Consider the following 24,773-nt stretch of genomic DNA (forward strand, 5'->3'; position numbering starts at 1 on the left):
CTAAGGATTAGGGGAAGCAATCCTTTTCCCATTTTTGATAGAGAAGATTTAAGCCAGCAAGTGGAGAAATCTATGAGTCAGGCATTTGAACTGGAACAGGATACGTATAGTGCTGGTTTCCATGTACCAGAAAACTATGCGTTTAAGTCCGAAAAGGGCCTCAACGAGCGCATCGTTGCACAAATATCTGAGATGAAAGGCGAACCCAGTTGGATGCGGGATTTCCGTCTGAAGAGCCTGAAACTCTTTGAGAGACGGCCGATGCCAACCTGGGGCGCTGACCTGTCCGGTATTAATTTTGACGATATCTATTACTACATTAAGCCTGTGCCCCAGCAGGGTAAGTCCTGGGATGACGTGCCATCCGAAATCAAAGAGACATTCGACCGTCTTGGTATTCCTCAGGCAGAACAGAAATACCTTGCTGGCGTGACCGCACAGTACGAAAGTGAAGCAGTCTATCACAAGGTTCGTGAGGATCTGGAAAAGCTTGGCGTGATCTTCACCGATATGGACACCGCCCTGCGCGAGTATCCTGATCTGGTGAAAGAGCACTTCGGCACTATTGTTCCGCCTTCCGACAACAAATTCGCCTCGCTGAACAGCGCCGTCTGGAGTGGTGGTAGCTTTGTCTACGTGCCCGCCAACGTTCGCGTTGAGATTCCGCTACAGGCGTACTTCCGTATCAACGCCCGCAACATGGGCCAGTTCGAGCGCACACTGATTATCGCCGAACCCGGTTCTTATGTCCACTATGTGGAGGGTTGTACGGCTCCTAACTATACCGATGATAGCCTGCACAGTGCTGTTGTTGAGATCAAGGTGAAAGAGGGCGCACGCGTTCGCTATACCACCATTCAGAACTGGTCGAAGAACGTCTACAACCTCGTGACCAAGCGTGCCGCCGCATACCGTGACGCAACGATGGAATGGGTTGACGGTAACCTCGGCTCAAAAGTTACCATGAAGTATCCTGCTGTCCTGCTGATGGAGCCAGGCGCGCGTGGTGACGTGCTTTCTGTCGCCTTCGCAGGCGATGGGCAGCATCAGGACGCAGGCGCGAAGATCACGCACCTTGCACCGCACACCACTTCGCAGATTCTGTCGAAGTCGGTCTCGAAGGGCTCTGGTCGCTCCTCCTATCGCGGCCTGATCCGCATCAATCCGGGCGCCCATCACACGAAGTCGAGCGTCCGCTGTGATGCGCTGCTGCTTGATGAGCAAGCCCGCACCGACACGTACCCGACCATCCGCGTCGAAGAGAACATGACCGAGATCGGCCACGAGGCCACTGTCTCGAAGGTCGGTGAAGATCAGCTCTTCTATCTGATGAGCCGCGGTCTTGATGAGTCCGAGGCATACTCGCTGATCGTCAACGGTTTCATCGAGCCGATCACCAAAGAGCTGCCGATGGAATACGCCGTTGAGCTGAACCGTCTGATCCAGCTTGAGATGTCCGGTAGTGTGGGCTAGTCCGCAACCAGAACAATCATTCAAAGGGGACCTCTTCACCGAAGTCCCCTTTTTTTGTTGCTCCTTGCAGCCCGCAGCCGTCATCCTGTATGCTAAAAGAAACAGGTCTTGCAGTTGGAGATGGCATATGTCAGCGATATACTACATGAAGGGCGATCTCTTTACCTCAACAGCGCAGACGCTTGTTAACCCGGTGAATTGTAAAGGGGTCATGGGGGCAGGGCTTGCTCTCGCCTTCAAACAACGCTACCCGAAGATGTTTCAAGCCTATCAGCAGGATTGTGCGGCGGGCAGGTTGCGTATCGGGCGCCCGGTCCTCTATACCGAAAGCACGCCCTGGATTCTGAATTTTCCGACAAAAAATCACTGGCGCCAACCCTCAACTCTCTCGATCATTGAACAGGGTCTTGCCCACTTCGTCGCCCACTATCGCAAGCAAGGCATCACCAGTATCGCGTTTCCCAAACTCGGCACCCTGCACGGGCGACTCTCCTGGGATACGGTTGGCCCGTTGATGGCCCGCTATTTACGCGCACTTGATATTGATGTTTTTCTCTATATTACTGATGAGGACACACCGTACTCCTGATCAGAGACAAAGCGCGTAACCCGAGTGCCGACCAACCGTAGTAAGATGTAGAGGGAAGGAATCTGACCCCGACCATATCGAAAGCAATCATAGAAGTGGGAGACAATTCTTTGGCCTACTGCCTCAATCCACGCGGGGGACACGAGAACCCGGATACAGCTATCAGTTGCTCACGTTGTGGTTTCCTGGTCCACGGCGCTCATATCGGCACCTATCAGGTGCTCTCATTTATTGGGGCCGGGAGCTATGGCTATGTCTATAAGATCCGCGAGTCGGCTCCACTCAGCCGTGTACTGGCCCTGAAAGTCCTGCGTCTGGATCAGTTTACAGCCAAATCCAGAGCGAACTTCTTTCAGGAGGCTCGACGGATTGCGGCCATGCATCATCCAAATATTCTACCGGTCTATAACTTTGGCCAGCTAGAGGATAGCGAACAACCCTATCTTGTCACTGACTATGCCCCCCGAACCATTCTGGACCTGTTCCGTAACAGTAATGGCGCTCCCCGTCTTGCTTTCGCCGAAGAGCTTGTTCCCTATGTGCAGCAAACCGCAGACGCGCTTCAATATGTACATAATAGCGGAATGGTGCATCAGGACGTCAAACCGGGTAATCTGCTCATCGGGCGCAATGGACAGGTACTCCTCTCCGATTTCGGCACAACGCTCCATCTCGGCACTCAGACACATGCCTCCCTGGGCGAAGTCACTGGAACCGCCGCGTATATGCCCCCGGAACAGTGGCAGGGCACGCCACGACGCGACTCGGATCAATACGCTCTCGCCATCTGCTGCTATGAGCTCCTGACGGGGCGAACACCATTTGTCCATAAAGGGATTGAAGAAATGTGGCTGGCCCACGTCCATACCGCGCCTCCCCCACCACAGCAATGGAATCCGCGCATTCCGGTTGAGGTCTCCGCTGTGTTGCAGCGAGCGATGGCAAAAGATTACCGCCAGCGCTATAGCAGCGTCAGTTTGTTCGCTCGCGCCTATACCGAGGCGGTTGAAACAGCGCTGCTCCGCTATGTTTGTCGTCATTGTGGGCAACAGAATCGCAGTGGCGCTCAACGCTGCGCCTTCTGCGGCACCGAATATGATAACCGCCGCTGTCCCTACTGTGAGACGCCGGTTCGCTTCGGTCAGCGCTGCTGCTCCACCTGTGGCCGCCTGACTATTCCTTCAGCACTGGCACTCTATAGCCCACTGGCAGGAGTCAGCCTGAACCAGGGCCGCTATATCATCAAACACATGCTCAGGCGCTCGGAAGAATCACGCTCAATGGTGGCAATTGCTTTTGATGAGCGAACGCGGCAGAAAGTCATCCTCAAACGGTGGGAGTGCGCCGACACCCCCTTAGCACAACGGGCCAAAGATGTCGCGCATTTCGATAGAGTGACCGAACCCCTCACGCGCCTGCAACATCCGTTGGTACCTCGGGTCCTACAGCGCTTTGCCGAGGGCCAGCACTACTATCTGGTGATGAACTATATTGATGGGGAAAGCATTGAGGAACGCCTGCTGAAATTGCTGCGTCCGATCCCTGAACAGGACGCCATTCAGTATATGTTCTCGATCTTAAATATTCTGATCGCACTGGAAAAGCAGACACCTCCTCTGCGGCACTATGATATCTCGCCTTCTAACATCATTATCGAGAAACAGCGCAATCGAGCCATGCTCACAGGCTTTCAGGTGCCACTTCCGCCCTCGATTCTGGCAGCTCATCCCGGAGGAGGCCCCCGCCGCACCACGCGCAAACTGGCTATCTCCCCCTATCTGCCAATTCAGGACAAGCCATTCGATCAACGAACCTGCATCTTTGCTCTGGCCGCGACTATGCATCATGCAGTAACCAACATCGCGCCGCCACACTACCCAACCTACCCACCGGCGCGCATCCTGAATAAAGCAATCTCGCCAGCGTTTGAAGCAATTCTCAGTAAGGCGCTGGCCGAAGACCCGGGCGTGCGCTATCAGACCTATGAGCAACTCAAGGCGAGTCTGCAAGCCCTGGTAACCAAAAGGTAAAGAAGAAGAGACCGCGCAGTCTCTTCTTCTCGCTCAATTTCGTCTGCACTAGCCACGCTGTTCCAGCGGGACATACTCCGTCACCTTTGGTCCGACATAGTCGGCGCGTGGCCGGATCAGGCGGTTGTTTGCATACTGTTCCAGGATATGAGCAGTCCAGCCTGCTACGCGGCTCGAAGCAAAAATGGGAGTATCCAGATCCACAGGAATGCCCATTGTGTAGTACACCGAGGCAGAATAGAAGTCAACATTGGCGTTCAGCCCTTTATGCTCCTTCATATATGCCTCAATCTTACGCGATATCTCGAACCAGCGAGTTTCGCCCTTGCGCTCACCCAATTCCTTCGACATCTCACGCAGATGCGTTGCTCGGGGGTCCTCCGTCCGATATACACGATGCCCAAAGCCCATAATGCGCTCTTTGCGGGCCAGCGCCTCCTGAATATAGGCCTCTGCCTTTTCAGGCTCGCCGATCTTCAGTAAGGTGCGCATGACCTGCTCGTTCGCGCCACCATGCAGCGGGCCAGAAAGCGCGCTAATAGCCGCAGTGATTGAAGCATACATATCGGCTTTTGTTCCGGCAGTGACACGAGCGGCAAATGTCGAGGCGTTCAACTCATGGTCAGCATGCAAAATCAGGGCAACATCCAGAACCCGAGCGCTATACTCGTCGGGCTTCTCGCCATTCAACATATACAGGAAGTTAGCGGCATGGGAGCCATCGGACAATGGCGCAATCGGTTCACGTCCGTTCCGAATATGGTGCCAGGCCGCGATAATGGTAGGGAAGGCGGCAGTCAGGCGAATCGCCCGTTGCTCGTTGGTATGTGTCGATGTATCATTCAAGCTTGTGTCGAATGCAGCAAGGGCAGAAATGGCCGTGCGCAAGGCGTTCATCGGGGCGGTCTCGGCAGGAAGCAGTTTCATCAGCGCAATAATCTGCTCCGGGATAACACGATGAGCACAAAGCTGCGCTTTTACTTCCTCTAGCTGCGCTTCCGTTGGGAGCGTACCATGCCAGAGAAGATATGCGGTCTCTTCAAAGGTCGAATAGCGTGCGAGATCGTGGATATCCACCCCAAAATAGGTGAGTTTGCCAAGTTTACCATCAAGATCACAAATAGAAGACGTCGTGGCGACGACATCCTCGAGACCTGCTGTAGCAGTGGTCATTCTCAGTCCTCCACAGGATATCGCTTCGTCTCAGGGGAATATATGCGGCATACTTGCTCATCAATGAGCCAGTCTTTCCGCTTCCACAGCGAAGCAGAAACTTTTGTAGACATTGCGCGATAGTTCTAGTGTTATTGTGTACAGGTATTATGACACCAGAGCTTGCAGGTGTCAACGAAGCTAGCTAACACGCTTATCTATCTACATATATCACCTTATATCCCTCTTTTTCAAGTCGTTGTAACTTGGAGATAGCCTTTCATGCCAAAAGCAATAGTCACCGCACGTAAAATATGCTACACTAGCACAAACGGCTTCAAAGTCTGGGGTAATTTGTGTGATGAGCAGGTCAGCAACAGAAGACGAGCGACTCCTGATCGCTCGGAGCCAACGAGGGGACGTACAGGCATTTAACCAGCTTGTGCTGCGCTATCAGCAGTTGATGTATAGCGCAGTTTTTCGCATGCTCGGGAACGCCGAGGTTGCCGCCGATGTCACGCAGGAAGCCTTTCTTTCCGCTTTTCGCGCGATCTCGAGCTTTCGGCCCGGCTCCTCTTTTCGGGCATGGCTGTTACGCATTGGCTCCAACCTGGCCTGCGACCACTGGCGTCGGGTTCAACGCCACCCCGCGAGCTCACTGGACGAACTGACCGAAGAAGATGCGCCCCATGCACCCGAACAATTAGGCCCTCTCATCACCTCCCGGCAAGAGGAGAACCCGGAAGCGCACGTACTCGCACGCGAGCTTCAAGAACTGATTCAACAGGGGCTGGCGCAGCTTCCGCTTGATCAGCGCGTCGCGGTGATTCTCTGTGATATTCAGGGCCTTTCCTATGATGAGATTGCTGAGGCCACACAGGCCACGCTCGGTACCGTTCGTTCCCGCATTGCGCGTGGTCGGAGCAAACTGCGCAGTTATCTTTCGCAACACCGGGAACTTTTACCCGGCACCTATCGTCTAAGCAACGAGTAAATCTTTTCCTGGAGCTTTTGTGTGACACACGATACCCGGCATCTGACAACTGAAGAACTTTCGGCCTACCTTGATGGAGAACTCACCTCCCCCGAACAGGACAAGGCGGAACGCCATATACAATCCTGTGAGGACTGTAGGCAATCGTTGGAGTCGCTCCGGCAAACGGTCGCCTTGCTCCATGACCTTCCGCCGCTGCCCCTGCCACGCTCCTTTACGCTGCCAGTAGAAGAGGGCAGCACTGTCACACCTGTCAGCAAGCATAAGCGGCATTTACCCGGCCCGCTTCGCAGATCGCTACGCCTGATCAGTGGTCTGGCAGCGGTGATCGGCATCTTCTTCCTGCTTTCCGGCTTCCTGATGTTCACACAGCAACATAATAGCGTGATGCTTTCGTCAGGTGAACGGCCTGCGAGTCAGTCCGATTCAAGCCAATCAGCAGAAGCGAACACACCACAGCCGGTCACCACCAATAACAAGCCAACAACGCCAAGCCTGAAGAAAACGCAGGAAACAACGCATCCACCTCAAACACAGGAGCCAGCGCCCGGCTTCTCGCTGCTCTCCTTCTTGAACCTGAATACGCCCGGCATTCAGCTCGGGGTAGGCATTCTTCTTGCGATCCTCGGCGGTATGGGAGTAACCCTCTTCAAACCTCGGACCCGGGGCAGTCCTTAACTTTCGCTCTAGCTCAAACACAGAGGTCTTCCTGCTCCGATTCGCTAAGCATTGTCCTGACAGGCCTTTTTGCATTTCCCCTATCGTTTTTTGTATATTTTGAGAGAATCTTTGAGAAAATCTCAGAGCACTTCTGGAGATTTTGAGATTGTACGCTAACACATAAGGGCTTGTCATGAATACACTCTTGATCTATCTGCCACCTATCATTAACGTGGTAGTGACCGCAATCTTTGCAGGAACCGTCATCAAACAATATCTACAGAAACACCGAGCCAATCAATTGTACTGGTCGATCGGTCTCAGCATGGCAGTGGTTGCGACGCTTGCCTATATTTGTATGCTGCTGGTACAACCGACCAGCGCCACGGGAATGCTACTGTATCGCATCTACTATATCTTTGGTGCAGCAATCATGCCAGCCTGGCTGGGCCTGGGAAGCATTGCGCTGGTTAGCGGTCCGCGCGTTACTCGAACCTGCCTTTTGATTCTCTCGTTCCTGAGCCTGATCTGCATCGCGTTTATTCTAGATGCTACCATCGATGTTACGCATCTGGCAGCAATTGCCGGAACCCCTGGAAGCGGCGTTCTGCGCCCCGGTCCCTGGCTTGTTATGATTATTCTCCTCAATTCACTGGGTGTTGTTGCCGTCGTCGGGGTTGCGATCTACTCCGGCTGGAAACTGATTCGCCACCAAACCAATATTAAAGGGATGCGTACAGCAAATCTGCTCTGGGCGAATCTCCTGATCCTGCTTGGAGACCTGCTAAACGCGGCAGCAGGCAGCCTCGCGCGTTTCGGCATCCAGAGTACCTTCTGGCTGATTATGGCAGTTGGTTGGATTGTCTTCTTCTCTGGCGTCGTGCTTGCCAGTCGGCGTCCTCGCCCGGCCCCAACCGCGCAGGTTTCCCATACCTCCTAAAGCGCAAAAAAGAAGAGAGGATAGGAGCCAGGATTCTCCGTCCCCTCTTCTTCGTTCGGAGAAGAAGCACAGTTAGAACGCACATGCGAGAAATGGTATCTTCAAGTCAAACGCAATGCATGAGCGCTTCTTATTGCGCCTTCAATTCGTCCAGCGTTACCTTGACCGTCAACTGCTGATTACCGCGATAGAGCCCAATCGTCACCTGATCACCTGGTTTCTTGTTCAACAGGTAATTGGTGAGATCTGAGCGACTCTTTACATCTGTATCATCGATCTTCACAATCACATCCCCGTTCCGAATTCCAGCCTTTGCAGCCGCACCACCCTGCGTGACCTCGGCCACCAGCACGCCACGGTCCACCGGAAGGTTATACTGTGCCGCGACAAACGGATCAACGTCAGCAGCCTGAATGTTAAGCGCAGCACGTCCGCTATTGGTGACCTTTCCGGTCTCAATAATCTGCTTGACGACCTGTTGCACCCGGTTTGAGGGAATCGCGAACCCGACACCATTTGCCGGAGTACCAAACTGTGGATCAATCGCCGTCAACGTTGGAATACCAACCACATTCCCCTGAAGATCAGCCAGCGCACCGCCGCTGTTGCCAGGATTAATAGGAGCATCGGTCTGAATCGCGTTCAGGATCGCACCCGAACCATTATCCTCAGAAACCGTTCGGTTGAGTGCGCTTACGATACCTTTGGTTACGGTCTGCTCATTGCCCAGAGGATTACCAATTGCCAACACCTCCTGACCTACTCTGAGCTTTGATGAGTCACCCAGTGTTGCGGGAATAAGCGTCTTCTTGGTCTCCACCTTCAGCACGGCCAGATCGTCAAGTGAATCGGTGCCTACCACCTGCGCGTTCAGCTTGGTACCATCGTTGATCGTTACCTGATAATTGCGTCCACCCTCAATGACATGGTTATTGGTGACAATATAGCCTCGTTTATCCACAATGACCCCTGAGCCAAGACTGGTCCCTTTACTGGTCTCAGCCGTAATCAGAACCACAGATGGGCGAACCTTCTCAACAGCCGCCTCACGCACCTGTTCGATGTTGGTACCTGTTAGAGGCGGTATGGTCGGCTGAGGAGTCACCTGCTCGTTTGCCACCCCCCCACGGGCAACCTGCAAACCGGCAAACAGGCCACCGCCAAAGACAAGCGCCAGAAGCAAAAGGATCAGAAGCGCGAGGCCCCATTTCCGCTTGCGTTTTGGCGGAGGCGCACCATATGCCTGTGGGGCAGTGTACATATTGTATGGGGCTTCCGCGGTCGTCTGTTGCGCGTTTTGCATCGGACTTATCTTTTGATCCATGTGGCTCCCCTGGCTTGCATACAGTCCATAGTCGCCCTGTGGAGTGCTCCCCGCTTCCTGCGGAGCAGAAGAAGATGTCTTTTCCGCTGATTGCGTATTGGGAACAGCATTATATGATTGCAATTCATCCTTGTCCGGTTCAAAAGTAGACATTGGCAGTCTCCTCTTCCCTTTTACAAGTCCAGATATCCTCACTCTCATACCACGTCTATCCCTATCCCCTCTGTAAACTTTCTATACTTACTATACAGGGACCTCATCAGGAAACCTTGTGAAAATTGTAAAGAATCTGTATAGTCATGGCATGTAAAGAAAGGCTTGCTCATACCCGGTATACATGCGATAATGAGTGTTACTATTGTTGAGGGGGGATAGCTTCCCTGATATTCTCGGAAGGGGTTATCTGGAACGGTGAACGAACAGCAGCGCCACACAATGACAGCCCAGGAGTTTGAAGATCTTTCTGCCCAACTTCTCCAACATATCACAGAAGAAGATTGGCAGCTCGCACAAAATTGCCTGGTCAGAATGCTGGAGCAGAACTTTCATGATTATAGAACACAAAGCTATTATACCTATTTCGCGAAAGTTCTGGAGCAGGCAGAACAGTTCGAGCAGCTCTTAGAGCTCTCTCAGCAGTATCTTCGTCTGAAACCGGCATCTCCTGAGGGTCTGGCCTTTAAAGCACGGGCACTGCAAAAACTCGGACGACTTTCTGAAGCCACCGTTGCAAATGATCAGGCGCTGCTGCTTGATAATACTCTTCCGCTAGCATGGATTAACCGGAGTGGCCTGCAACTGCTTCAGCAAAAATATCCAGAGGCCCTGCGCAGCGCACAACGCGCCGTTGAAGTTGGCAAAAATGACCCACGAGCGTGGGCCAATCTGGGCGTTGCCCTGATGAACTTTCAGCGACTGAACGAGGCCCTGAGCGCCTTCAATCAGAGCATTGCGCTTGACCCTGAATATATCTTCCCGCTTCAATTGAAAGGCGAGATTCTCTACAAGCTCGGACGCATGACGGAAGCAGCAGAGGTAGCGCAGGCCATTCTCGCGCTGGAACCGCTCAACACCATTGCCCTGATGAATCTGGCTCAAGCCCTTCGCTCATTGGAGCGCTATCCCGAGTTGCTGGAAATCTCCGGACAGTTGCTTCAGATCATCCCCGATCACGTGTTCGCCTGGGAACATTTTATCCGGGCACTGCGTGGCATGGGCAGCTATGCACAGGCAAGCCAGGTAATTGATAACCTTATCCAGCTTGATCCTACCAATGTGCGCTACTGGACCCTGAAAGCGGATACTCATTACCGCCTTGAACAATATCAGCAGGCCCTCACGGCCTCTGAGCAGGCGCTTGAGATCGATATGCAATATCCGCCTGCGCAGCGGCTTCATGATAAGGCACTGAAAAAGCTTCGCTTGCAGGATCGAGAACCAGCCAGCATTCGCCCGATGCGCCCCGTTTAATCCCGTCCTCTATCACGAAGCGCCCGGCGAATGCGCCTCAGCCAGTGCTCCGGCACATAGAGGTCCTCTCGTCTGTTCTGCTTGTCCAGGAGTTCCAGCGCCTTTTCTTCGGAAACGCGGAGCTCCCCGTACCGGCCCTTGCGCTTCGCCAGCCAGTCCAGCAACAACCCGAGCGAGGCAAAGAGCCACCAGAGCAGCCCGAATCCCAAAGAGCCAAGCCCTAGCGGCCAGCGATTCACCGAATAGCCATCGGGGTGCTGGCGCAGCGTAGCGCTTGTAAAGGTTTCATTCGGGCTCAGCGTCAACTGCACCACCCGGTAGCTCTTCCCGCGTAAACGGCGACCATCCGGTAGCCAGAGCTCAAAATGCTCCGCCCGATCTTCAATCAGCAAGGACACAATCGGTGGCTTGTCCCATTGCTCCGCCTGAATGTGCGGCATAGGCTGAAAATCTCCCACCGCCACACGATAGTAGACGTTCTGTTCGGACTCAGTAGAGAGATAATAGGAGTCACCCGAGACAAGGAGATGATAGGGACCGGACGGACCAGCCTGATAGTGCACTGTATATGATGAGAAGCCATACGCCAGCCCACTTACGACATAGATGATACCCACCACAACCCGTCCGGGTGTGGTTACCACCAGAAAGTGCAGCCAGCGAAAGAGAAGCGCCATGCATCCTGGCCGTCGCTGTTCCTGTCTGTCTGCTGCATTCATGGTCCGACTCCTTTGCTGCTTTCTGCAACAATTACGTCCTATCACTGCCAATCTTCACCAGCAACAAAAAAGCGAGAGCTCCCGGAACCGGACTCTCGCTTTGCGGAAAGCGCTTTAATGGACAGAAGCAACCAGTTGCTCCAACAACGGAAGCACGATATCATCCTTGCGCGCCTGAATCTTCTCGCGCAGATGCGCGGCTACCAGGACGCGAATACGCCGCTGATGCTGCTCATAGCGCGCCAGATCATCCGGTTGCAGACCGGTCACCTCGACCCAGGACATAAGCGGCTTCATCCCGACGGGGGGATGCTCAAAAGAGATATAGAGATCCATTTCCCACTTCTCGGGGCGGGGAATATCGAAGAGGATTTCATAATCGGCGATCTTCATATCCAGCTTCTCAGTGAGCGCAGCAGCCAGTTCCCGTTCAATCCGGCGACGGCGTTCCGCGTCCCAGTAGAGGGCATCCAGCCGATTAAAGAAGCGGCCCGCCTTCCGACTGACTTCCAGCACCACTTTATACGGGCGGCGCTTGTCCAGATCCACGGCTAGCGCCCTTGTACTCTCTGGCATAGTCTCAGCTTGCAGCAGTTCAAGCAGAGAGGCATCATGAAGGCCAACCAGTTCTTCAGCCGTCAGGCACTCCGCCGATAGTGCATCCTGTACCGCCCTGACCAGCATCATCTGGAATGAGCGGCTCGTATGGTGCCAGTAGATATTATCATACATCTCCTGACGCGCATGGAGCAGTGAATGCATCGGGCTAATACCCTTATTCGTTACGACAATGCGCCGCATACCATCGATGGTATGAACGCGCAACGCACTGATCAGCCTGGCAACATCAACGCCTCCGTAGGGAACATTACAGGCTCGCGCATCTCGGGGAAGATAGTCCAGCTTATCAACGTCCAGCGGCCCACTCAGGAGCGCACTCAACAGCTCATCATCCGGATGGCGCTCTCGATTGCGCGGCGGGTCAACAAAGTCAGCGACACGCTCGGGCGATAGATGATAATCGCGTTCGATGATCGTTGCGATTTCGCTCTTCTCAATAATCGAGCGCCCCACCTTTTCATGCAAGAGGATCGGGTGACCCAGTTCCTCAATCGTATGTGAATAGGGATAATGGCCAATATCGTGTAACAATGTCGCCACAACCAGCGCCCGAATGCTGCTGACAGAGATACCATCCAGGCCACCATGCTCCCCCCGATACAACAGCGAGCGCAGCGCCCGCACGACCAGATGATAGCATCCCAGACTATGTTCATAGCGCGTATGCGTCGCACCGGGCCAGACACGATAGACAAAGCCAAGCTGTTTCACCTGCTGCAAACGCAAAAATGGAGTTGTCCCGATCAGTTTTCTTTCACGGGGTCCAAGCGGGATCAAATCGTAGAGGCTATCACGTACCGTGCTAACAGGCTCCATATCGGGAAGAAGCGGACAGCCTTCCGCATCCCGCCAGAAAGAGCGCATCTCGGGGCGGATCACTTCCTCCTGCTTCTGCGCAAGCGGCTGTTCAGTATCGTCACTCATATTTACTGTTTGTTCTTCTCTCGTTCTCATTGTCATCCCTTCAGGGGTTGCTTGAAAAATGCGTGGCGGCCCGAACGATCGTGCTCACAAGCGCGGGCAGCCAGTACTTGTAGGCTTTCTATTGGCCCTCTTCCGTCAGTCCTGCTTATAATGAGAGTAGCTTTCTCATTGTTTTGTTTGTAGAAAAGGGTCTCTGTACATTCGCCCATGAATATGCTACCACAAGATATCCGACTGATAGCAATTGATATTGACGGAACACTCCTCAACCCCCAGAAACAGATCTCCCCACGCACACGCGCTGCGATTCGTGCCGCCCGAGAAGCCGGTATTACCGTCACACTGGCTACGGCACGCCGCTATCTCAGCACGGGAAGCATCGCGACTGAACTCGGGCTTGACATCCCGATTGTGCTCTATGATGGTGCGCTGATTCTGGACCATCCGGATGGTCATGTGCTCCATACCAATCTGCTACAGGCCGAGATCGCACAGCAGGTTGTTGATGTGCTGGTTGAGTACAACGTGCAACCGGTCATTCATCATTTTACCAATCAGGTTGAGGAAACCTGGACCGGACCAGAGGACTTCGATAACGAAGATGTCGCAAAATACTTTGCATACCTTCCCGAAATCAACATCATTCGTCGCTTCCAGCATGCGACCTGTTGCATGGGGCAACCGGACCCCCTGCGCATTGTGGCCTTCACCACAGAAGACCGGGTGATGAAGCTGGTTCCAGCAATCTCATCCCTGCACTGTGCCTGGAACATCACGCCACTGGGTAGCTACCAGACGGCAGAGCTGGCAATTATGCATAAGACCTGCTCGAAAGCCAGCGGCGTTGAAGCGCTGGCCCGCCATCTGGGAATCACCATGCAACAGGTTATGGCTATCGGCGACAACAATAACGATATCGAGATGCTTCAGGCAGCCGGTTGGGGTGTGGCAATGGGGCAGGCCCCGGAAGCGGTAAAGGCGGTTGCCCATGCGGTTACTGCCAGTAACGCCGAGGATGGGGTTGCACTCGCGATTGAGCGCTATGTTCTGGAACGGCAGGCGGCCTCAAATTCACGCAGTCGCTGAACCTGCCGATGGTTTGGCGAGGCCTGCCAGCGTTTTCGCTGCACCAGACTGAGCGCTTCAAATGCGTTCATCCCGCGATAGACCAGCACGGCACAGGTCAGCAAAACGCTGCGTCCGACGCCATGTTCGCAGTGGATCAGCACGCGTCCTCCCTGTTCAAGGCGCTCGCTGACCCACCGTGCCCCTTCCATCAACTGATCTATACTGAGCGGATAGGTATCGGGGGCAGGCAAATGCAGCAGTTCGATATCGACTGCCCGCATAGCCTCTTTATCGTCACAATATTCGGAACGGGTATCTACCACATAATTCACGCCAGCCCGCGCTAACGTCTGAATGTCCTGCGGATGCACGCGTCCACCCACGGAAAGCTGATCCGTGACCCAACTCATGTTCAAGCTGTCAGGCAGAGGAACATGCAGGGCGCGGGCGACTCGCTCGCCCGGTGAGTTCTCCGGAAACAGACGAACCGCCAGCCGTGTCCAGAGCCGATAGAGTACGCGAATCATGCCCGTTGTTCCCCAACGCACAAACGAGAAACGAAGCTTCTGCGGCTCCCGCAACCCCGCAAGCATGGTTTCGCTCTCTACAGGCTCAGGTAAATCATATGGTACAGCAGTATTTTCCTCAGATGTTTGTTTTGGCGCTTGTTCAGATTGCATCGTTCTTAGCTTATCCTTTTCCATCACTTCTCAGTTACGACCCGACGATCATTGACCGGCACCTCATCGTGAGCCGATTCCGCTTCTTTGTCTCTCTGTAATACACGTTCGAGCGCGGCAATTGCGCACTCAATCATACCATCGTCAGGCTCACGCGTCGTTAAGCCTTGCAAGGCCAGAGCAGGCGTCAACAGCCAGCGCACCAGAGGTACATGATAGAAGTTCGCTCCCAGACGCATCACCTCATAGGCGATCCCTGCCACAACAGGAACGAGTAGAATACGCGATAGTATTTTAATCGGCCAGATCGGCGAACCAACCAGTGCGAAGACAAAAATGGAGATTACCGCGACTATCAGGATAAAGCCGGTGCCACAACGAGTATGCAAGCGGGTCGCCTGCCGCACATGCGCAACGTCGAGCGGCTGCCCATGCTCCATTGCATTGATTGCCTTATGTTCGGCTCCATGATAGCCAAACACACGCTGAATATCGGGTATTCGTCCGATGAAATACAGATAGCCAAGCAACAACAACAGGCGAATGCCTCCCTCAACCAGCAAGTTGAGCCAGCCGCCACCAATCAATGGCTGAAGGAGATTCGCTACCAGCATCGGTCCGACAAAGAAGACCGCAACAGCAATCGAGAGAGAGACCAGCAAGGAACCGACCATACCAGCACCGCCAATCATTTCCGGCTTCTCGCCTTTTTCGGTGGTCTCCTTCGGTGCATCAGGGTCCAGCGCGCCCGTCGCAACATTGGCGGAAAGGGTCAGGATCCGAGATCCCAGGCCCAGAACCTCCCACATCAGGATCATGCCACGTAAAAAGGGCAGACGGAAGAGCTTATTCTGATAGATCTTTGGTGTCAGCTTCTCCTCGTAGACATAAATGTTCTGATCCGGTTTTCGAATAGCGACAGCGAGCGAGTTCTGCCCGCGCATCATGACACCTTCAATAACTGCCTGCCCACCATAATAGAATTTAGCCATGCGTTAAAAGCTCCTTCACCCGGCATTGCTCCCTTTTCAAATTGTATCAGGCGCGATGGAAAAGGATAGAGATGCTCTCTCAACAAGCGCCTTTACTTGCGCTTATTTGTTTCCCAGACATCACTGATATCCGATAAATCATGTGTCTGTGTAGAACGGCGTGTCGCAGGGTTCTTTAGAAGAGTGTGAGGGAAACGCGCAGACAAAGGACGCAGGCGCACAGCCGAACGCAAGCGCTCCGTCAGATGCCGCTGCCGTCGTAACCACTGCGGGGACTCCCAGGGGTCCATCTCCTGATTCGCAGGAATATAACTCAGGATGCACCGTGCAATATCAAATGACGCTTCTGGACGGCTCAGGGCCTTCGCGTTCTCCAGGCGCTGCTGTAGCACTTTTGAGCCGGGCTTAATCAACTTGCGCAGTTCATTCACCAGCGTGCGCGGATCAAGCGCCAGGACACCAACCCCATTCTGTACCACAAAATCAACATTCCCCTCTTCCTGCCCGGGCACATAGCCGCTGAGGATCAGGGGCAGATTACAGGCCAGCGCTTCACAGATCGTTCCCGGTCCAGCCTTCGTAATCAGGACATCGGCAGCGTGCATCAGCTCAGGCATATTATCAACAAAGCCAAAGATCTGCGCCGGAACGTGCAAACGCGTGCGCGTGCGCTGTAAATTGGCATACAGACGCTTATTTCGTCCAGTCACGACCAGTAATTGCACGGGAAGACGAGCCTGAGAAATTGCCTTGACCGCAGTTTGCAGTCCTCCCGCACCATCACCACCACCAACAAGCAGAATCACAGGCAACCCCGGCGTCAGGCCAAACTTCTGACGCAGCTCTTCTTTACTTGCAATCGGGCGCGAAAATTTCGGGTCAATAGGCATGCCTAACACATGCATTCGCTTCGGATCAAGCCCACGTTCCAGATAGAGCTTTTTTGCCTCTTCCGTTGGCAGAATATAGCCGTCAGCGCCCTCAGCCAGCCAGAAATGGTGTACAGAAACCAGATCCGTGACCACAGTTAAAAACGGGATCTTCAAGCCAAGCGAACGCAAGGCACGAATTGTCACATGATTAATCATCGGATGGATAGAAACAATGATATCAGGCTGTACACTGATGATAAGCCGCTTCAAGCCGTTCAGCAGTAAGGGCGTCGTCATGGTATTGACTGCGGTTACCGTTCCAACGCGATTGCTTAAATGAAATACATCGCCGTACAGTTTGGGATTATAACGAATCGCAGGCCCATAGAGTTTGACAAACTCACGCAGCGGGAAACGGCTGTATTCCTCAAACACATCAACGATTTCGACGTTGTAATGTGGTGGTGGCGCCTGCTTCTCCTCACTCCCGGCCTCCGCATCAGAGCGTTGCAGCCACTCGTCCTGCTCTTGCTGAGAGATGAGGTGTAAGGCATTTCTGATCGCGTTCGCCGCGCTACGATGTCCCGCGCCCGTATCAGCAATCAGGAATAAGATAGTGCGCTGCTTTGCATTCACCAGAATATTCACCCCCTGTAGTCCCTTATGTATCTCATGGATCTCTCATATCTATCCATTGGGCTCAAACTGAAAAAAGGGATAAAGGAGTGCCTGAGCCATCCTTTATCCCGTTGCATACGCTCAAAAGCCTATTTCTCGTCTTCAAGATTGAAGCGCTTGCGGAAACGCTCAACGCGCCCTGCCGAGTCAAGAATACGCTGCTGCCCGGTGAAGAACGGGTGACAAGCAGAGCAAACATCAACTTTCAGGACGGGCTTAATGCTCATCGTCTTAAAGCTATTTCCACAGGCACAGCTCACTGTGGCTTCAACGTAGTTCGGATGAATTCCCTGTTTCATAGTGATTGGTCTCTCCCAATTTCTAATCAATGATTACTAGGTGTCCGGGAAGGCTGTGCTTTCCGGCAGGTTCCCCCCACACACAACACAGTGACAAGATTGTACATGCATGGTCTTGCTTCGTCAAGATGTGCTTGCGGTTTCCTTTAAGGGGGGGATTGCCCTGACCCGCCGCTCCGGCCTTCCATATCTACATACAGAGGGACCCGCAATTGACGGGTCCCATCCTTTTTTCATTTCTTAGCAGCCCGTCATATTCTATCATAAATAACACGCGACGACACTGTTTTATGCCGACATTACTAACCCACCTGCCTCAGCGCACTATTTCTCACTTCCTGCGGCATACGAGAGCAGTGGTAAGGCAGCAAGGTCCTGCGTCTGTACATATATCTCTACGAAGCCGGGCTGCTTCTGGTTGTTTTTTTCCTCCACACAACCCGTATAGGCATACGAGCCATAGCGGGCAATATCCACAAAGACGCCGGTTGAAGTGAGCTGCTTATCACTCATCTTGACCGCCTGCTTGGCATCATTAAGTATCTGCATCAGCCACTGACGCTGGACCTTCACCTCTTGCCTCAGCGTTGATAGCTTTTCCTGATGTTCCTGAAGCAGGTTAGGTGACTGCCTCATATTCTCAAGATGCTGCTCAAGCAGGCCCAGATAATTCTTTGAACCACTCACCAAACCCAGTTGTGTCGCCTGCTTTTCACTCTCCGAAAGCGTTACCGAGATGGGTGATGCATCCTTTGTTCCCTGCTCATAGCCTTCCAGATAGATCAGCAGCTTTGCCAGTTCCTGGCGCAGAGACGTTGGATCCCAGGATGTTGCCTGAGTGCCATCAAGCTGTACACTATAGATGTGAGTCGAAAGGGCAAAGAGGTTCTGCATATTCTGAAGCATCTGGCCGCTCAGGCCTGCCTCAATGCCATATGTCTTCAATTCAGGTGATTGCACCAGCAGCGCCCGCATCTGTTGGAGCAGCGTTTTATCGTTGCCCACGCTCTGTGGCATCTCAGCATAATAACGCCACTTGCTGGTATCCGTTGTCAGCTTCTGTGGAGGGCTCGGATCCGGTTCCTCAGTCACAACCAGCCGACTCATGCGCAAGAACAGGTTCGTCTGCTGCTTATCCTGATAGAAGAGCGTCGCCTTGCCGTCATCTCCAAGCTGAAGTTTGCCCAGGAGCAGAGCAGATGCCAGGCTCATCCCTTTATCTGGAAGTAACCATGCATAGAAGCTAGAGCCAGCCGCGGGCTGCTTTTCCAGATTAGAGAGCGTGACTGTCATCTGATCATTATTGCCGCGCCCATCCTTTTTCACCTCAAACAGGTGGCTGCTACTAAAGGAAGCGTAGCCGAGCACCTTCGGCTCGGAGCGCATTGAGAGAGTCAGGGTCAGAGTCAACACAATGCCAAGCACCAGTGTCAAAGCCAGCAGAGCGCTCACGGTCACGATCAATTTTTGCTGCCGGCGCTGTCGTTCCTGCCGGGAGGCCAGCATCTCCGAAAGCGCTTGCACCTGATCGCTTTTCTGTGAAACATTCTCGTTACGCCTATGGTCTGCCGGTAGCCCTGATTGACTCCGCACGTCAGATGCTACTGTACGAGCAGGCTGCTGTTCCGGCCTTTTGGGAGCGGGAGTAGCATCGATCACCCGAGGAACGCTTTGAAGCCAACCAGATGTCTGCTTGCCACTCAGCGACGGCGTTGTGTTCTCTGGTAGCGGAACCTGTAGCGCATCTGCCAGCGCCGAGACCAGTTCTGGTGCACTCTGAAAGCGCCTGGAAGCATCTTTTTCCAGACAGTTCATAATCACTGCTTCCAGCCTCTCAGAGATATGCGGATTGATCGCCCGAAGCGGAACCGGGGCTTTATTGGCATGCTGCATCAAGAGCGCGACCGGTCGATTGCCCTGAAATGGCACCGTTCCAGCACAAATCTCATAGAGAATCACACCGAGCGCGTAAATATCACTGCTTGGTCGGCCCGGATTTCCCCATGCCTGCTCTGGCGAGATATACGTCATTGCGGTCAAAGAGAGGCGATGCTGCGCGTTTGCGGGATTGCCGAGTAGTTGCCATGCCCCGAAGTCGGTTACAACCACCTCACCCGAGTAACTTCCGCCGCGTCCGTCAGGCTGACGAAGAAAAATATTAGATGGCTTTAAACCTCCATGAATGATCCGGCTTCGATGTGCATACTCAACAGCCTGAGCGACAGGATAAAAAATCTCGACGATTTCCTGCGCCGAAAAGGTCTCTCTGGCTTGCCGTTTCTGCTGCAGGATGTGCGCCAACGTCTTTCCGGTCACAAACTCTCTGACCATATACGCCCCGGCGTTTTCAAGAATCCCCTCACGCAGCGGGATCACGTTCGGATGATATAAGGCCTTGAGTATGTCGGTTGTCTGCACAAAAGCAGTTGGATTATCAACCTCAGCCTGTAGCTGCTTGACAATGACATGCTGTCTTTTTTGCCCATCGAATGCCTTCCAGGTCTCGCTTGTCCCCCCTTTCCCCAGACTTTCCAATAGCCTGTATTTGCCAATTTGCTGCACATTTGAGCTCACGCTTTACACCTCTTTCATGCTCCCTGAGGCGCTACTGAAACAATATTCAGGTCTCACTTCCCTGCACATCCCATGAGCCATCGATAGAGAGACACGTATCTCTCTTTCACCCCGAAAGAAACACGATTTTTAGAGAAAAAGTGTAAGGATATCTGGCCTCATAGATAAAGCGAGAATATCACAAGGAAGTATGTAACACAAGAATTCTAGGAAGTAGAGGAACGAATAACCAGAGAAACAGGACAAATTGCCTATACCATCCCGGCCAGCGAGGCCCGACCCCCTCGCAGAATCGCGCCCCTCCACGATGGAACAACACGTTCCAGGTGACAATAGTACTAACAAGATGCTACAATCTTATCGGCACACCCTGATTGTGTTGTGCGTTCTGCTGTGATGTGAGCACCCTGGTGTCGCCAGGCAGAACCACTCTCGCGGCTTTTCTCTTTATTGATCTCTACAACCATTGATTGAGGATACACAGAAAGCAATGATCGAGCGTTACTCACTGCCAGAAATGGCAAACCTCTGGACCAACAAACATAAAACCGATAAATGGCTTGAAGTCGAGCTCCTCGTCTGTGAGGGCTGGACCCGTGAAGGTGTCATTCCCCCCGAAGCAATGGAGAAGATCCGGCAAGCACGCTATAATGAAAAGCGCATGCAGGAGATCGAGAAGGAAACACACCACGATGTTATTTCGTTCCTTCGCTCCATTCAAGAGCAGCTCGGGCCCGAAGGTCGCTTTATCCACCTCGGCCTGACCTCTTCCGATGTACTTGATACCGGGCTGGCCGTCCAGATCAAGGAGGCCGGACAGGTCTTGACCGCTGCACTCTCCAAACTGACCGCAGCCGTTGGTGAAGCAGCGAAGAAATATAAATACACCCTGATGGCAGGTCGCACACACGGCATTCACGCCGAGCCCATCACCTTTGGTCTGAAGCTTGCGCTCTGGATGGATGAGCTGCGACGCCATCAAAAGCGTCTGGCCGCTGCTCTGGAACAGGTCAGTGTCGGCAAGATCTCCGGTGCGGTTGGCACACACGCCACGATCCCACCACAGATCGAGGAATTTGTCTGCGAAAAGCTTGGTCTGGGTGTGGCTCCGATCTCCAATCAGGTTGTCCAGCGTGATCGTCACGCCCACTTCCTCACCACGCTAGCCCTGCTTGGCAGTTCGCTGGAAAAAATGGCACAGGAGATCCGACACCTTCAGCGAACCGAGCTCAGCGAAGCCTTCGAGCCCTTCGGCTCCGGTCAGCAGGGGTCCTCTGCAATGCCTCACAAGCGCAATCCTGAACTGTGTGAGCGTATTTGTGGTCTGGCACGTGTTCTGCGAGGCTACTCGGTCACAGCAATGGAAAATGTTGCCCTCTGGCACGAGCGGGATATCAGCCATTCGTCCGCCGAGCGCATTATCATTCCCGATGCCTGTATCCTCCTGCATTATTTGCTGTCCATCTTCACTAACGTGATTGAAGGACTCCAGGTAGACGAAGAGCGCATGAAGGCCAATCTGAATATGACGGGCGGCCTGGTCTTCTCACAGCGCATTCTGCTGGCATTGATTGACAAGGGTGTAGGCAGACAGGAAGCCTATAAAATGGTCCAGCGCAACGCCAAAAAGGTCTGGGCACAGGCAAGCCAGGGCCCGATTCAGGGTCCGGCATTGCTGAACGAGCTCAGCAACGACGCTGAAGTAACGCAGCACCTCAGCCGCGCTGAGCTTGAAGAGCTAACCAACACAGATTTCTATCTCAAATATATCGATACATCCTTCAAACGCGTTGGACTGGAATAGCTTTCTACAACGGTAGCTTCCTGTTATAGAACCTTTCTGCTATTCGACATACTATATAGTGGTAGGATAGTAGGAGGAAGATGGTTCACTCTCGTGAAAGCATGCCCCCGGGTGATGCTTTCAGAGCAGGAAGTTACCGTCTTTTTTCCCCAGTTTTTGATGAAGGATTGCTTTCATTTTGGCTATTTCAGTACAAACTCAAGCAACATCAATGCTTAAAAACAAAAAATCAGGACGTCAGCTCCTTTTCTTTTGCGTGCTGGCGCTTGGTATAGAACTTCTCTGGTTTTTGCTTCTTGCACTGGTTCCCTTCTCCGTGCTGCACCTTCGTGCAACTCCCCTGCTCGAACAGCTTTCCTGGCTTCTAGCTCCCTATCAACAACTCGCAGGACTGCTTCACACAAGCGCCTCATTCCTGCCTTCACTCCTGTTCGGCGGTACTCTTCTCGGGCTGATCTTCCTGTATCTGTTAGCCCTCTTGCTGAGTCGACACGCGGGGGAGATCCTGCGGCATCCGCTGCTCCTGCTATCAGGAAGCACCGCCCTTTTTGGTGTCACTCTGCTCTTTTTGCCGAAGCTGTTCTCGGATGATGTGTTTACATATATGATTGCCGGAAGAATTATCACGGTCTACGGGCTTGATCCCTATAACACGCTTCCGGCCCAATTGCCCTACGATCCCTATATCCATTGGGTGATTTCCGGGCGGAATATCGCCAACATTTACGGTCCCCTCTGGTTCTGTATTTCTGCTCTGCTCTCTCTTCTCAGTGACAATCCGGCTGTCAGCCTTTTGCTCTTTAAAGGCTTTGCACTGCTCATGCACCTGCTGAACACACTGCTTGTCTGGACCATTCTTGGCAGGATCATGCCCAGAAGGCAGTTCTCGGGCACGCTTCTCTATGCCTGGAATCCTCTGGTGCTGATCGAGTTAGCAGGGAACGGACATAGTGAGGGACTCCTTTTATTGCTTCTGCTCCTTGCCGTCTATTGCTACACCTATAAAGAGCGCATCGTTCCATGTATAGCGGCCTTTCTCATTTTTGGGCTGGCAATCAGCACGAACCTGATTGCCCTGTTGCTGGCCCCCCTTTTTCTCTGGTTTGATGTCCGACACGAGCGTGTGCTACTACAGGCATTTCTGGCATTCTGCCGCCGCCTGGTGCTCGTTCTTCTTCCGGCATTCTGCCTCTTTCTCCCATTCTGGAAAGGGGCCGTCACCTTTTTTGCCATTACATCGGCGATCGACATGCAACACTTTGTGCACTCACCAATTGGTGTACTGGCAATCCCGTTGCGTGCGCTCTTCTCTTTTTTTGCTCAAGTGGCGCATATTCCTAAATATATCAACCCGGTCATTTCCGCAGATATGACGCTCCGAGCTTCTGCAACCATTATCTTTGTCTTGATTTATGGCTCGTGCTTTGGGCAGGTACGAGCAGCATATCTCAACAAAGCAGGTATCTTTACCCTGTTCAAGAGCTGGTATACCTCCGCTCTCTGGTATCTTGTACTCGTTTCCGGTTGGTTCTGGCCCTGGTACACCCTCTGGTTTTTCTGGATGCTCCCTTTTCAGAAGCTGGACACCTTTTCCAGTACAATACTGGGGTTGACCTTCACCTCGCTCTTCATTTACGCGTTTATCGGTTTTCAGAGTGATCCGATCGCTCCATATCAGACAGCGCTTATCTTTGGTATTCCGCTTGCCTATCTACTTGTCTCGCTCCTCCGTCGCAAGCACAAAGAAAGGATTACACGCTCATGACCGATGAAGTCAAACAGCGCAAATTAGAGCATGTCAAGATTGCACTGGAAGAAGATGTAGCCGTCCCGCAACGCGCCAACTGGAATGATGTGCATTTTGTGCATCAGTCGCTACCAGAGGTGAACCTTGACGCCATTGATATGTCAGTCGAGTTTCTCGGGCAGCGGCTCCGCTACCCTATCTTTATCTCTTCGTTGACCGGCGGCCATCCCGACGTGACCACCATCAACCGCAATCTTGCCAGAGCAGCCGAAGAATACGGCCTGGCGCTAGGAGTTGGCAGCCAGAGAGCCGCCCTTGTCAACGCTGAGGTTGAAGGAAGCTTTGCTATTACCCGGCAACAGGCCCCCCACGCGTTTCTCATTGCCAATATCGGCGCACCGCAGCTTATCGCGCAGGAAGGCCATCCGGCTTTTACGCTTGAGCAGATACAACGCGCGATCTCCATGATTGGAGCCAATGCCCTTGCAGTCCATCTGAACAGCCTTCAGGAGGCCACGCAGCCCGAGGGAGATCGACGAGCCGTCGGAATCGCCAGCTCACTTCAAGCATTGACCAAACAGCTTCCACTGCCAGTGATCGCCAAAGAAACCGGCGCAGGCATCTGCCGGGAACAGGCGCTCCTGTTCCGCTCCTACGGCATCGCGGCAATCGACGTCGGAGGAGCAGGCGGCAGCAGTATGCCAGCGCTGGAAGCGATGCGGGCCCGCTCACATGGGAACACAGCCGCAATGAATCTCGGGCTGCTCTATCAAAACTGGGGGATCGCGACACCGATTGCCATTGTGGAGGCATCCAGCGCACGCGTCCCCTTAATCGCGACCGGGGGCATACGCACCGGACTGGATATGGCGCGAGCGCTGGCACTCGGAGCTACGCTGGTCGGTGTTGGTCTGCCATTCCTGAAGGCAGCCAGCCAGAGCTATGAGGCCGTTCAGGAATGGCTGGAACGCTTTATTCAGGAGCTCAAAATAGCGATGCAGTTGAGCGGAGCCGCCTCCATCGCCCAAATGCGCGAGGTCGATGTGGTGCTGCTTGGAGAGACGCGTGAGTGGCTCACCGTTCGCGGCTTTGAGAATGAAATCAAGGGGCTGGCACAGCGCCGCTGGCGTCGGTTTCAAGCCACACAGCCAGAAGCATAACCT

The 24,773-nt window shown here is 53.4% G+C and carries 20 protein-coding genes; 11 read left to right on the forward strand and 9 right to left on the reverse strand.

Annotated elements, in window-relative coordinates; genetic code table 11:
• Positions 1-72 precede the first annotated feature (72 nt).
• The 3 genes from sufB (at position 73) to KTH_RS19385 (ending at position 4,092) form a co-directional block, all read left to right on the forward strand.
• Positions 73-1,473, forward strand: coding sequence for a Fe-S cluster assembly protein SufB (gene sufB, locus KTH_RS19375; RefSeq protein ID WP_111319134.1), 1,401 nt, complete (start codon positions 73-75; stop codon positions 1,471-1,473).
• Positions 1,474-1,600: 127 nt separating this feature from the next.
• A complete protein-coding gene (locus KTH_RS19380; RefSeq protein WP_497620567.1) occupies positions 1,601-2,062 on the forward strand; it encodes a macro domain-containing protein in 462 nt (153 codons plus the stop codon).
• A gap of 95 nt (positions 2,063-2,157) precedes the next feature.
• Complete coding sequence (locus KTH_RS19385) at positions 2,158-4,092, forward strand: protein kinase domain-containing protein (protein ID WP_111319138.1); 1,935 nt, start codon at positions 2,158-2,160, stop codon at positions 4,090-4,092.
• Between the two features lie 48 nt (positions 4,093-4,140).
• Here KTH_RS19385 and KTH_RS19390 read toward each other — a convergent pair whose 3' ends face one another.
• Positions 4,141-5,265, reverse strand: a complete 1,125-nt coding sequence (locus tag KTH_RS19390; RefSeq protein ID WP_111319140.1) for a citrate synthase — start codon at positions 5,263-5,265, stop codon at positions 4,141-4,143.
• Positions 5,266-5,605: 340 nt separating this feature from the next.
• Between KTH_RS19390 and KTH_RS19395 the strand changes: the two genes are divergently transcribed.
• The 3 genes from KTH_RS19395 (at position 5,606) to KTH_RS19405 (ending at position 7,838) form a co-directional block, all read left to right on the forward strand.
• Positions 5,606-6,238 (forward strand): sigma-70 family RNA polymerase sigma factor, encoded by a 633-nt coding sequence (locus KTH_RS19395; protein ID WP_111319142.1) that lies wholly within the window; start codon positions 5,606-5,608, stop codon positions 6,236-6,238.
• A 21-nt stretch (positions 6,239-6,259) separates the two neighbouring features.
• Positions 6,260-6,916: a zf-HC2 domain-containing protein gene (locus KTH_RS19400; protein ID WP_170142339.1), complete on the forward strand. Its 657-nt coding sequence runs from the start codon at positions 6,260-6,262 to the stop codon at positions 6,914-6,916.
• A gap of 175 nt (positions 6,917-7,091) precedes the next feature.
• Positions 7,092-7,838: a hypothetical protein gene (locus tag KTH_RS19405; RefSeq protein ID WP_111319146.1), complete on the forward strand. Its 747-nt coding sequence runs from the start codon at positions 7,092-7,094 to the stop codon at positions 7,836-7,838.
• A gap of 130 nt (positions 7,839-7,968) precedes the next feature.
• Here KTH_RS19405 and KTH_RS19410 read toward each other — a convergent pair whose 3' ends face one another.
• Positions 7,969-9,315: a S1C family serine protease gene (locus KTH_RS19410; protein ID WP_170142340.1), complete on the reverse strand. Its 1,347-nt coding sequence runs from the start codon at positions 9,313-9,315 to the stop codon at positions 7,969-7,971.
• A gap of 258 nt (positions 9,316-9,573) precedes the next feature.
• Here KTH_RS19410 and KTH_RS19415 point away from each other — a divergent pair, with 258 nt between their 5' ends.
• Entirely contained in the window at positions 9,574-10,632 is a 1,059-nt protein-coding gene (locus KTH_RS19415; RefSeq protein ID WP_111319150.1) for a tetratricopeptide repeat protein, read from the forward strand.
• On the opposite strand, the gene KTH_RS19420 is transcribed toward KTH_RS19415, so the two are convergent.
• Together KTH_RS19420 and KTH_RS19425 are read right to left on the reverse strand one after the other, a co-directional pair.
• Positions 10,629-11,351: a hypothetical protein gene (locus KTH_RS19420; protein WP_111319152.1), complete on the reverse strand. Its 723-nt coding sequence runs from the start codon at positions 11,349-11,351 to the stop codon at positions 10,629-10,631. The two genes, KTH_RS19415 and KTH_RS19420, sit on opposite strands and share 4 nt — an antisense overlap.
• 114 nt (positions 11,352-11,465) lie before the next feature.
• On the reverse strand, positions 11,466-12,896 hold the full coding sequence (locus tag KTH_RS19425) for an HD domain-containing protein (protein WP_497620571.1): 1,431 nt from the start codon (positions 12,894-12,896) through the stop codon (positions 11,466-11,468).
• A 213-nt stretch (positions 12,897-13,109) separates the two neighbouring features.
• On the opposite strand from KTH_RS19425, the gene KTH_RS19430 reads away from it, so the two are divergent.
• Positions 13,110-13,982 carry a Cof-type HAD-IIB family hydrolase gene (locus KTH_RS19430; RefSeq protein ID WP_170142341.1) on the forward strand — a complete coding sequence of 291 codons (873 nt, stop codon included), beginning with the start codon at positions 13,110-13,112 and terminating at the stop codon, positions 13,980-13,982.
• Here KTH_RS19430 and KTH_RS19435 read toward each other — a convergent pair.
• The 5 genes from KTH_RS19435 to KTH_RS19455 all read right to left on the reverse strand — a co-directional run bounded on the left by KTH_RS19435 (position 13,937) and on the right by KTH_RS19455 (position 20,059).
• A complete protein-coding gene (locus KTH_RS19435) occupies positions 13,937-14,644 on the reverse strand; it encodes a protein-tyrosine phosphatase family protein (protein ID WP_170142342.1) in 708 nt (235 codons plus the stop codon). The genes KTH_RS19430 and KTH_RS19435 overlap by 46 nt on opposite strands.
• 23 nt (positions 14,645-14,667) lie before the next feature.
• Positions 14,668-15,636, reverse strand: coding sequence for a DUF1385 domain-containing protein (locus KTH_RS19440; protein WP_111319160.1), 969 nt, complete (start codon positions 15,634-15,636; stop codon positions 14,668-14,670).
• A gap of 92 nt (positions 15,637-15,728) precedes the next feature.
• Positions 15,729-17,156 (reverse strand): MGDG synthase family glycosyltransferase, encoded by a 1,428-nt coding sequence (locus KTH_RS19445; RefSeq protein WP_246046319.1) that lies wholly within the window; start codon positions 17,154-17,156, stop codon positions 15,729-15,731.
• A 119-nt stretch (positions 17,157-17,275) separates the two neighbouring features.
• Positions 17,276-17,485 (reverse strand): 50S ribosomal protein L31, encoded by a 210-nt coding sequence (gene rpmE / locus KTH_RS19450; protein ID WP_111319162.1) that lies wholly within the window; start codon positions 17,483-17,485, stop codon positions 17,276-17,278.
• A gap of 324 nt (positions 17,486-17,809) precedes the next feature.
• The gene (locus KTH_RS19455; RefSeq protein ID WP_111319164.1) at positions 17,810-20,059 is read right to left on the reverse strand and encodes a serine/threonine protein kinase; all 2,250 of its coding nucleotides are present in this window, start codon (positions 20,057-20,059) and stop codon (positions 17,810-17,812) included.
• 490 nt (positions 20,060-20,549) lie between these two features.
• Between KTH_RS19455 and purB the strand changes: the two genes are divergently transcribed.
• The 3 genes from purB to fni all read left to right on the forward strand — a co-directional run bounded on the left by purB (position 20,550) and on the right by fni (position 24,770).
• Positions 20,550-21,863 carry an adenylosuccinate lyase gene (purB, locus tag KTH_RS19460; RefSeq protein WP_111319166.1) on the forward strand — a complete coding sequence of 438 codons (1,314 nt, stop codon included), beginning with the start codon at positions 20,550-20,552 and terminating at the stop codon, positions 21,861-21,863.
• Between the two features lie 211 nt (positions 21,864-22,074).
• Entirely contained in the window at positions 22,075-23,628 is a 1,554-nt protein-coding gene (locus KTH_RS19465) for an MptA/MptB family glycosyltransferase (RefSeq protein WP_497620576.1), read from the forward strand.
• A complete protein-coding gene (gene fni, locus KTH_RS19470; RefSeq protein WP_497620578.1) occupies positions 23,625-24,770 on the forward strand; it encodes a type 2 isopentenyl-diphosphate Delta-isomerase in 1,146 nt (381 codons plus the stop codon). The genes KTH_RS19465 and fni overlap by 4 nt, the downstream gene beginning before the upstream one ends.
• Positions 24,771-24,773 lie beyond the last annotated feature (3 nt).

The organism is Thermosporothrix sp. COM3 (assembly GCF_059696735.1).

Excerpts from the sequence above, each read along its gene's own strand:
- KTH_RS19405 (WP_111319146.1), top strand. The coding sequence starts at position 7,092 with ATGAATACACTCTTGATCTATCTGCCACCTATCATTAACGTGGTAGTG.
- rpmE (WP_111319162.1), bottom strand. The coding sequence starts at position 17,485 with ATGAAACAGGGAATTCATCCGAACTACGTTGAAGCCACAGTGAGCTGT.
- KTH_RS19425 (WP_497620571.1), bottom strand. The coding sequence starts at position 12,896 with ATGAGTGACGATACTGAACAGCCGCTTGCGCAGAAGCAGGAGGAAGTG.
- KTH_RS19390 (WP_111319140.1), bottom strand. The coding sequence starts at position 5,265 with ATGACCACTGCTACAGCAGGTCTCGAGGATGTCGTCGCCACGACGTCT.
- KTH_RS19435 (WP_170142342.1), bottom strand. The coding sequence starts at position 14,644 with ATGCAATCTGAACAAGCGCCAAAACAAACATCTGAGGAAAATACTGCT.
- KTH_RS19380 (WP_497620567.1), top strand. The coding sequence starts at position 1,601 with ATGTCAGCGATATACTACATGAAGGGCGATCTCTTTACCTCAACAGCG.
- KTH_RS19410 (WP_170142340.1), bottom strand. The coding sequence starts at position 9,315 with ATGTCTACTTTTGAACCGGACAAGGATGAATTGCAATCATATAATGCT.
- KTH_RS19395 (WP_111319142.1), top strand. The coding sequence starts at position 5,606 with ATGAGCAGGTCAGCAACAGAAGACGAGCGACTCCTGATCGCTCGGAGC.
- KTH_RS19440 (WP_111319160.1), bottom strand. The coding sequence starts at position 15,636 with ATGGCTAAATTCTATTATGGTGGGCAGGCAGTTATTGAAGGTGTCATG.
- KTH_RS19465 (WP_497620576.1), top strand. The coding sequence starts at position 22,075 with ATGCTTAAAAACAAAAAATCAGGACGTCAGCTCCTTTTCTTTTGCGTG.
- KTH_RS19430 (WP_170142341.1), top strand. The coding sequence starts at position 13,110 with ATGCTACCACAAGATATCCGACTGATAGCAATTGATATTGACGGAACA.
- purB (WP_111319166.1), top strand. The coding sequence starts at position 20,550 with ATGATCGAGCGTTACTCACTGCCAGAAATGGCAAACCTCTGGACCAAC.
- fni (WP_497620578.1), top strand. The coding sequence starts at position 23,625 with ATGACCGATGAAGTCAAACAGCGCAAATTAGAGCATGTCAAGATTGCA.
- sufB (WP_111319134.1), top strand. The coding sequence starts at position 73 with ATGAGTCAGGCATTTGAACTGGAACAGGATACGTATAGTGCTGGTTTC.
- KTH_RS19420 (WP_111319152.1), bottom strand. The coding sequence starts at position 11,351 with ATGAATGCAGCAGACAGACAGGAACAGCGACGGCCAGGATGCATGGCG.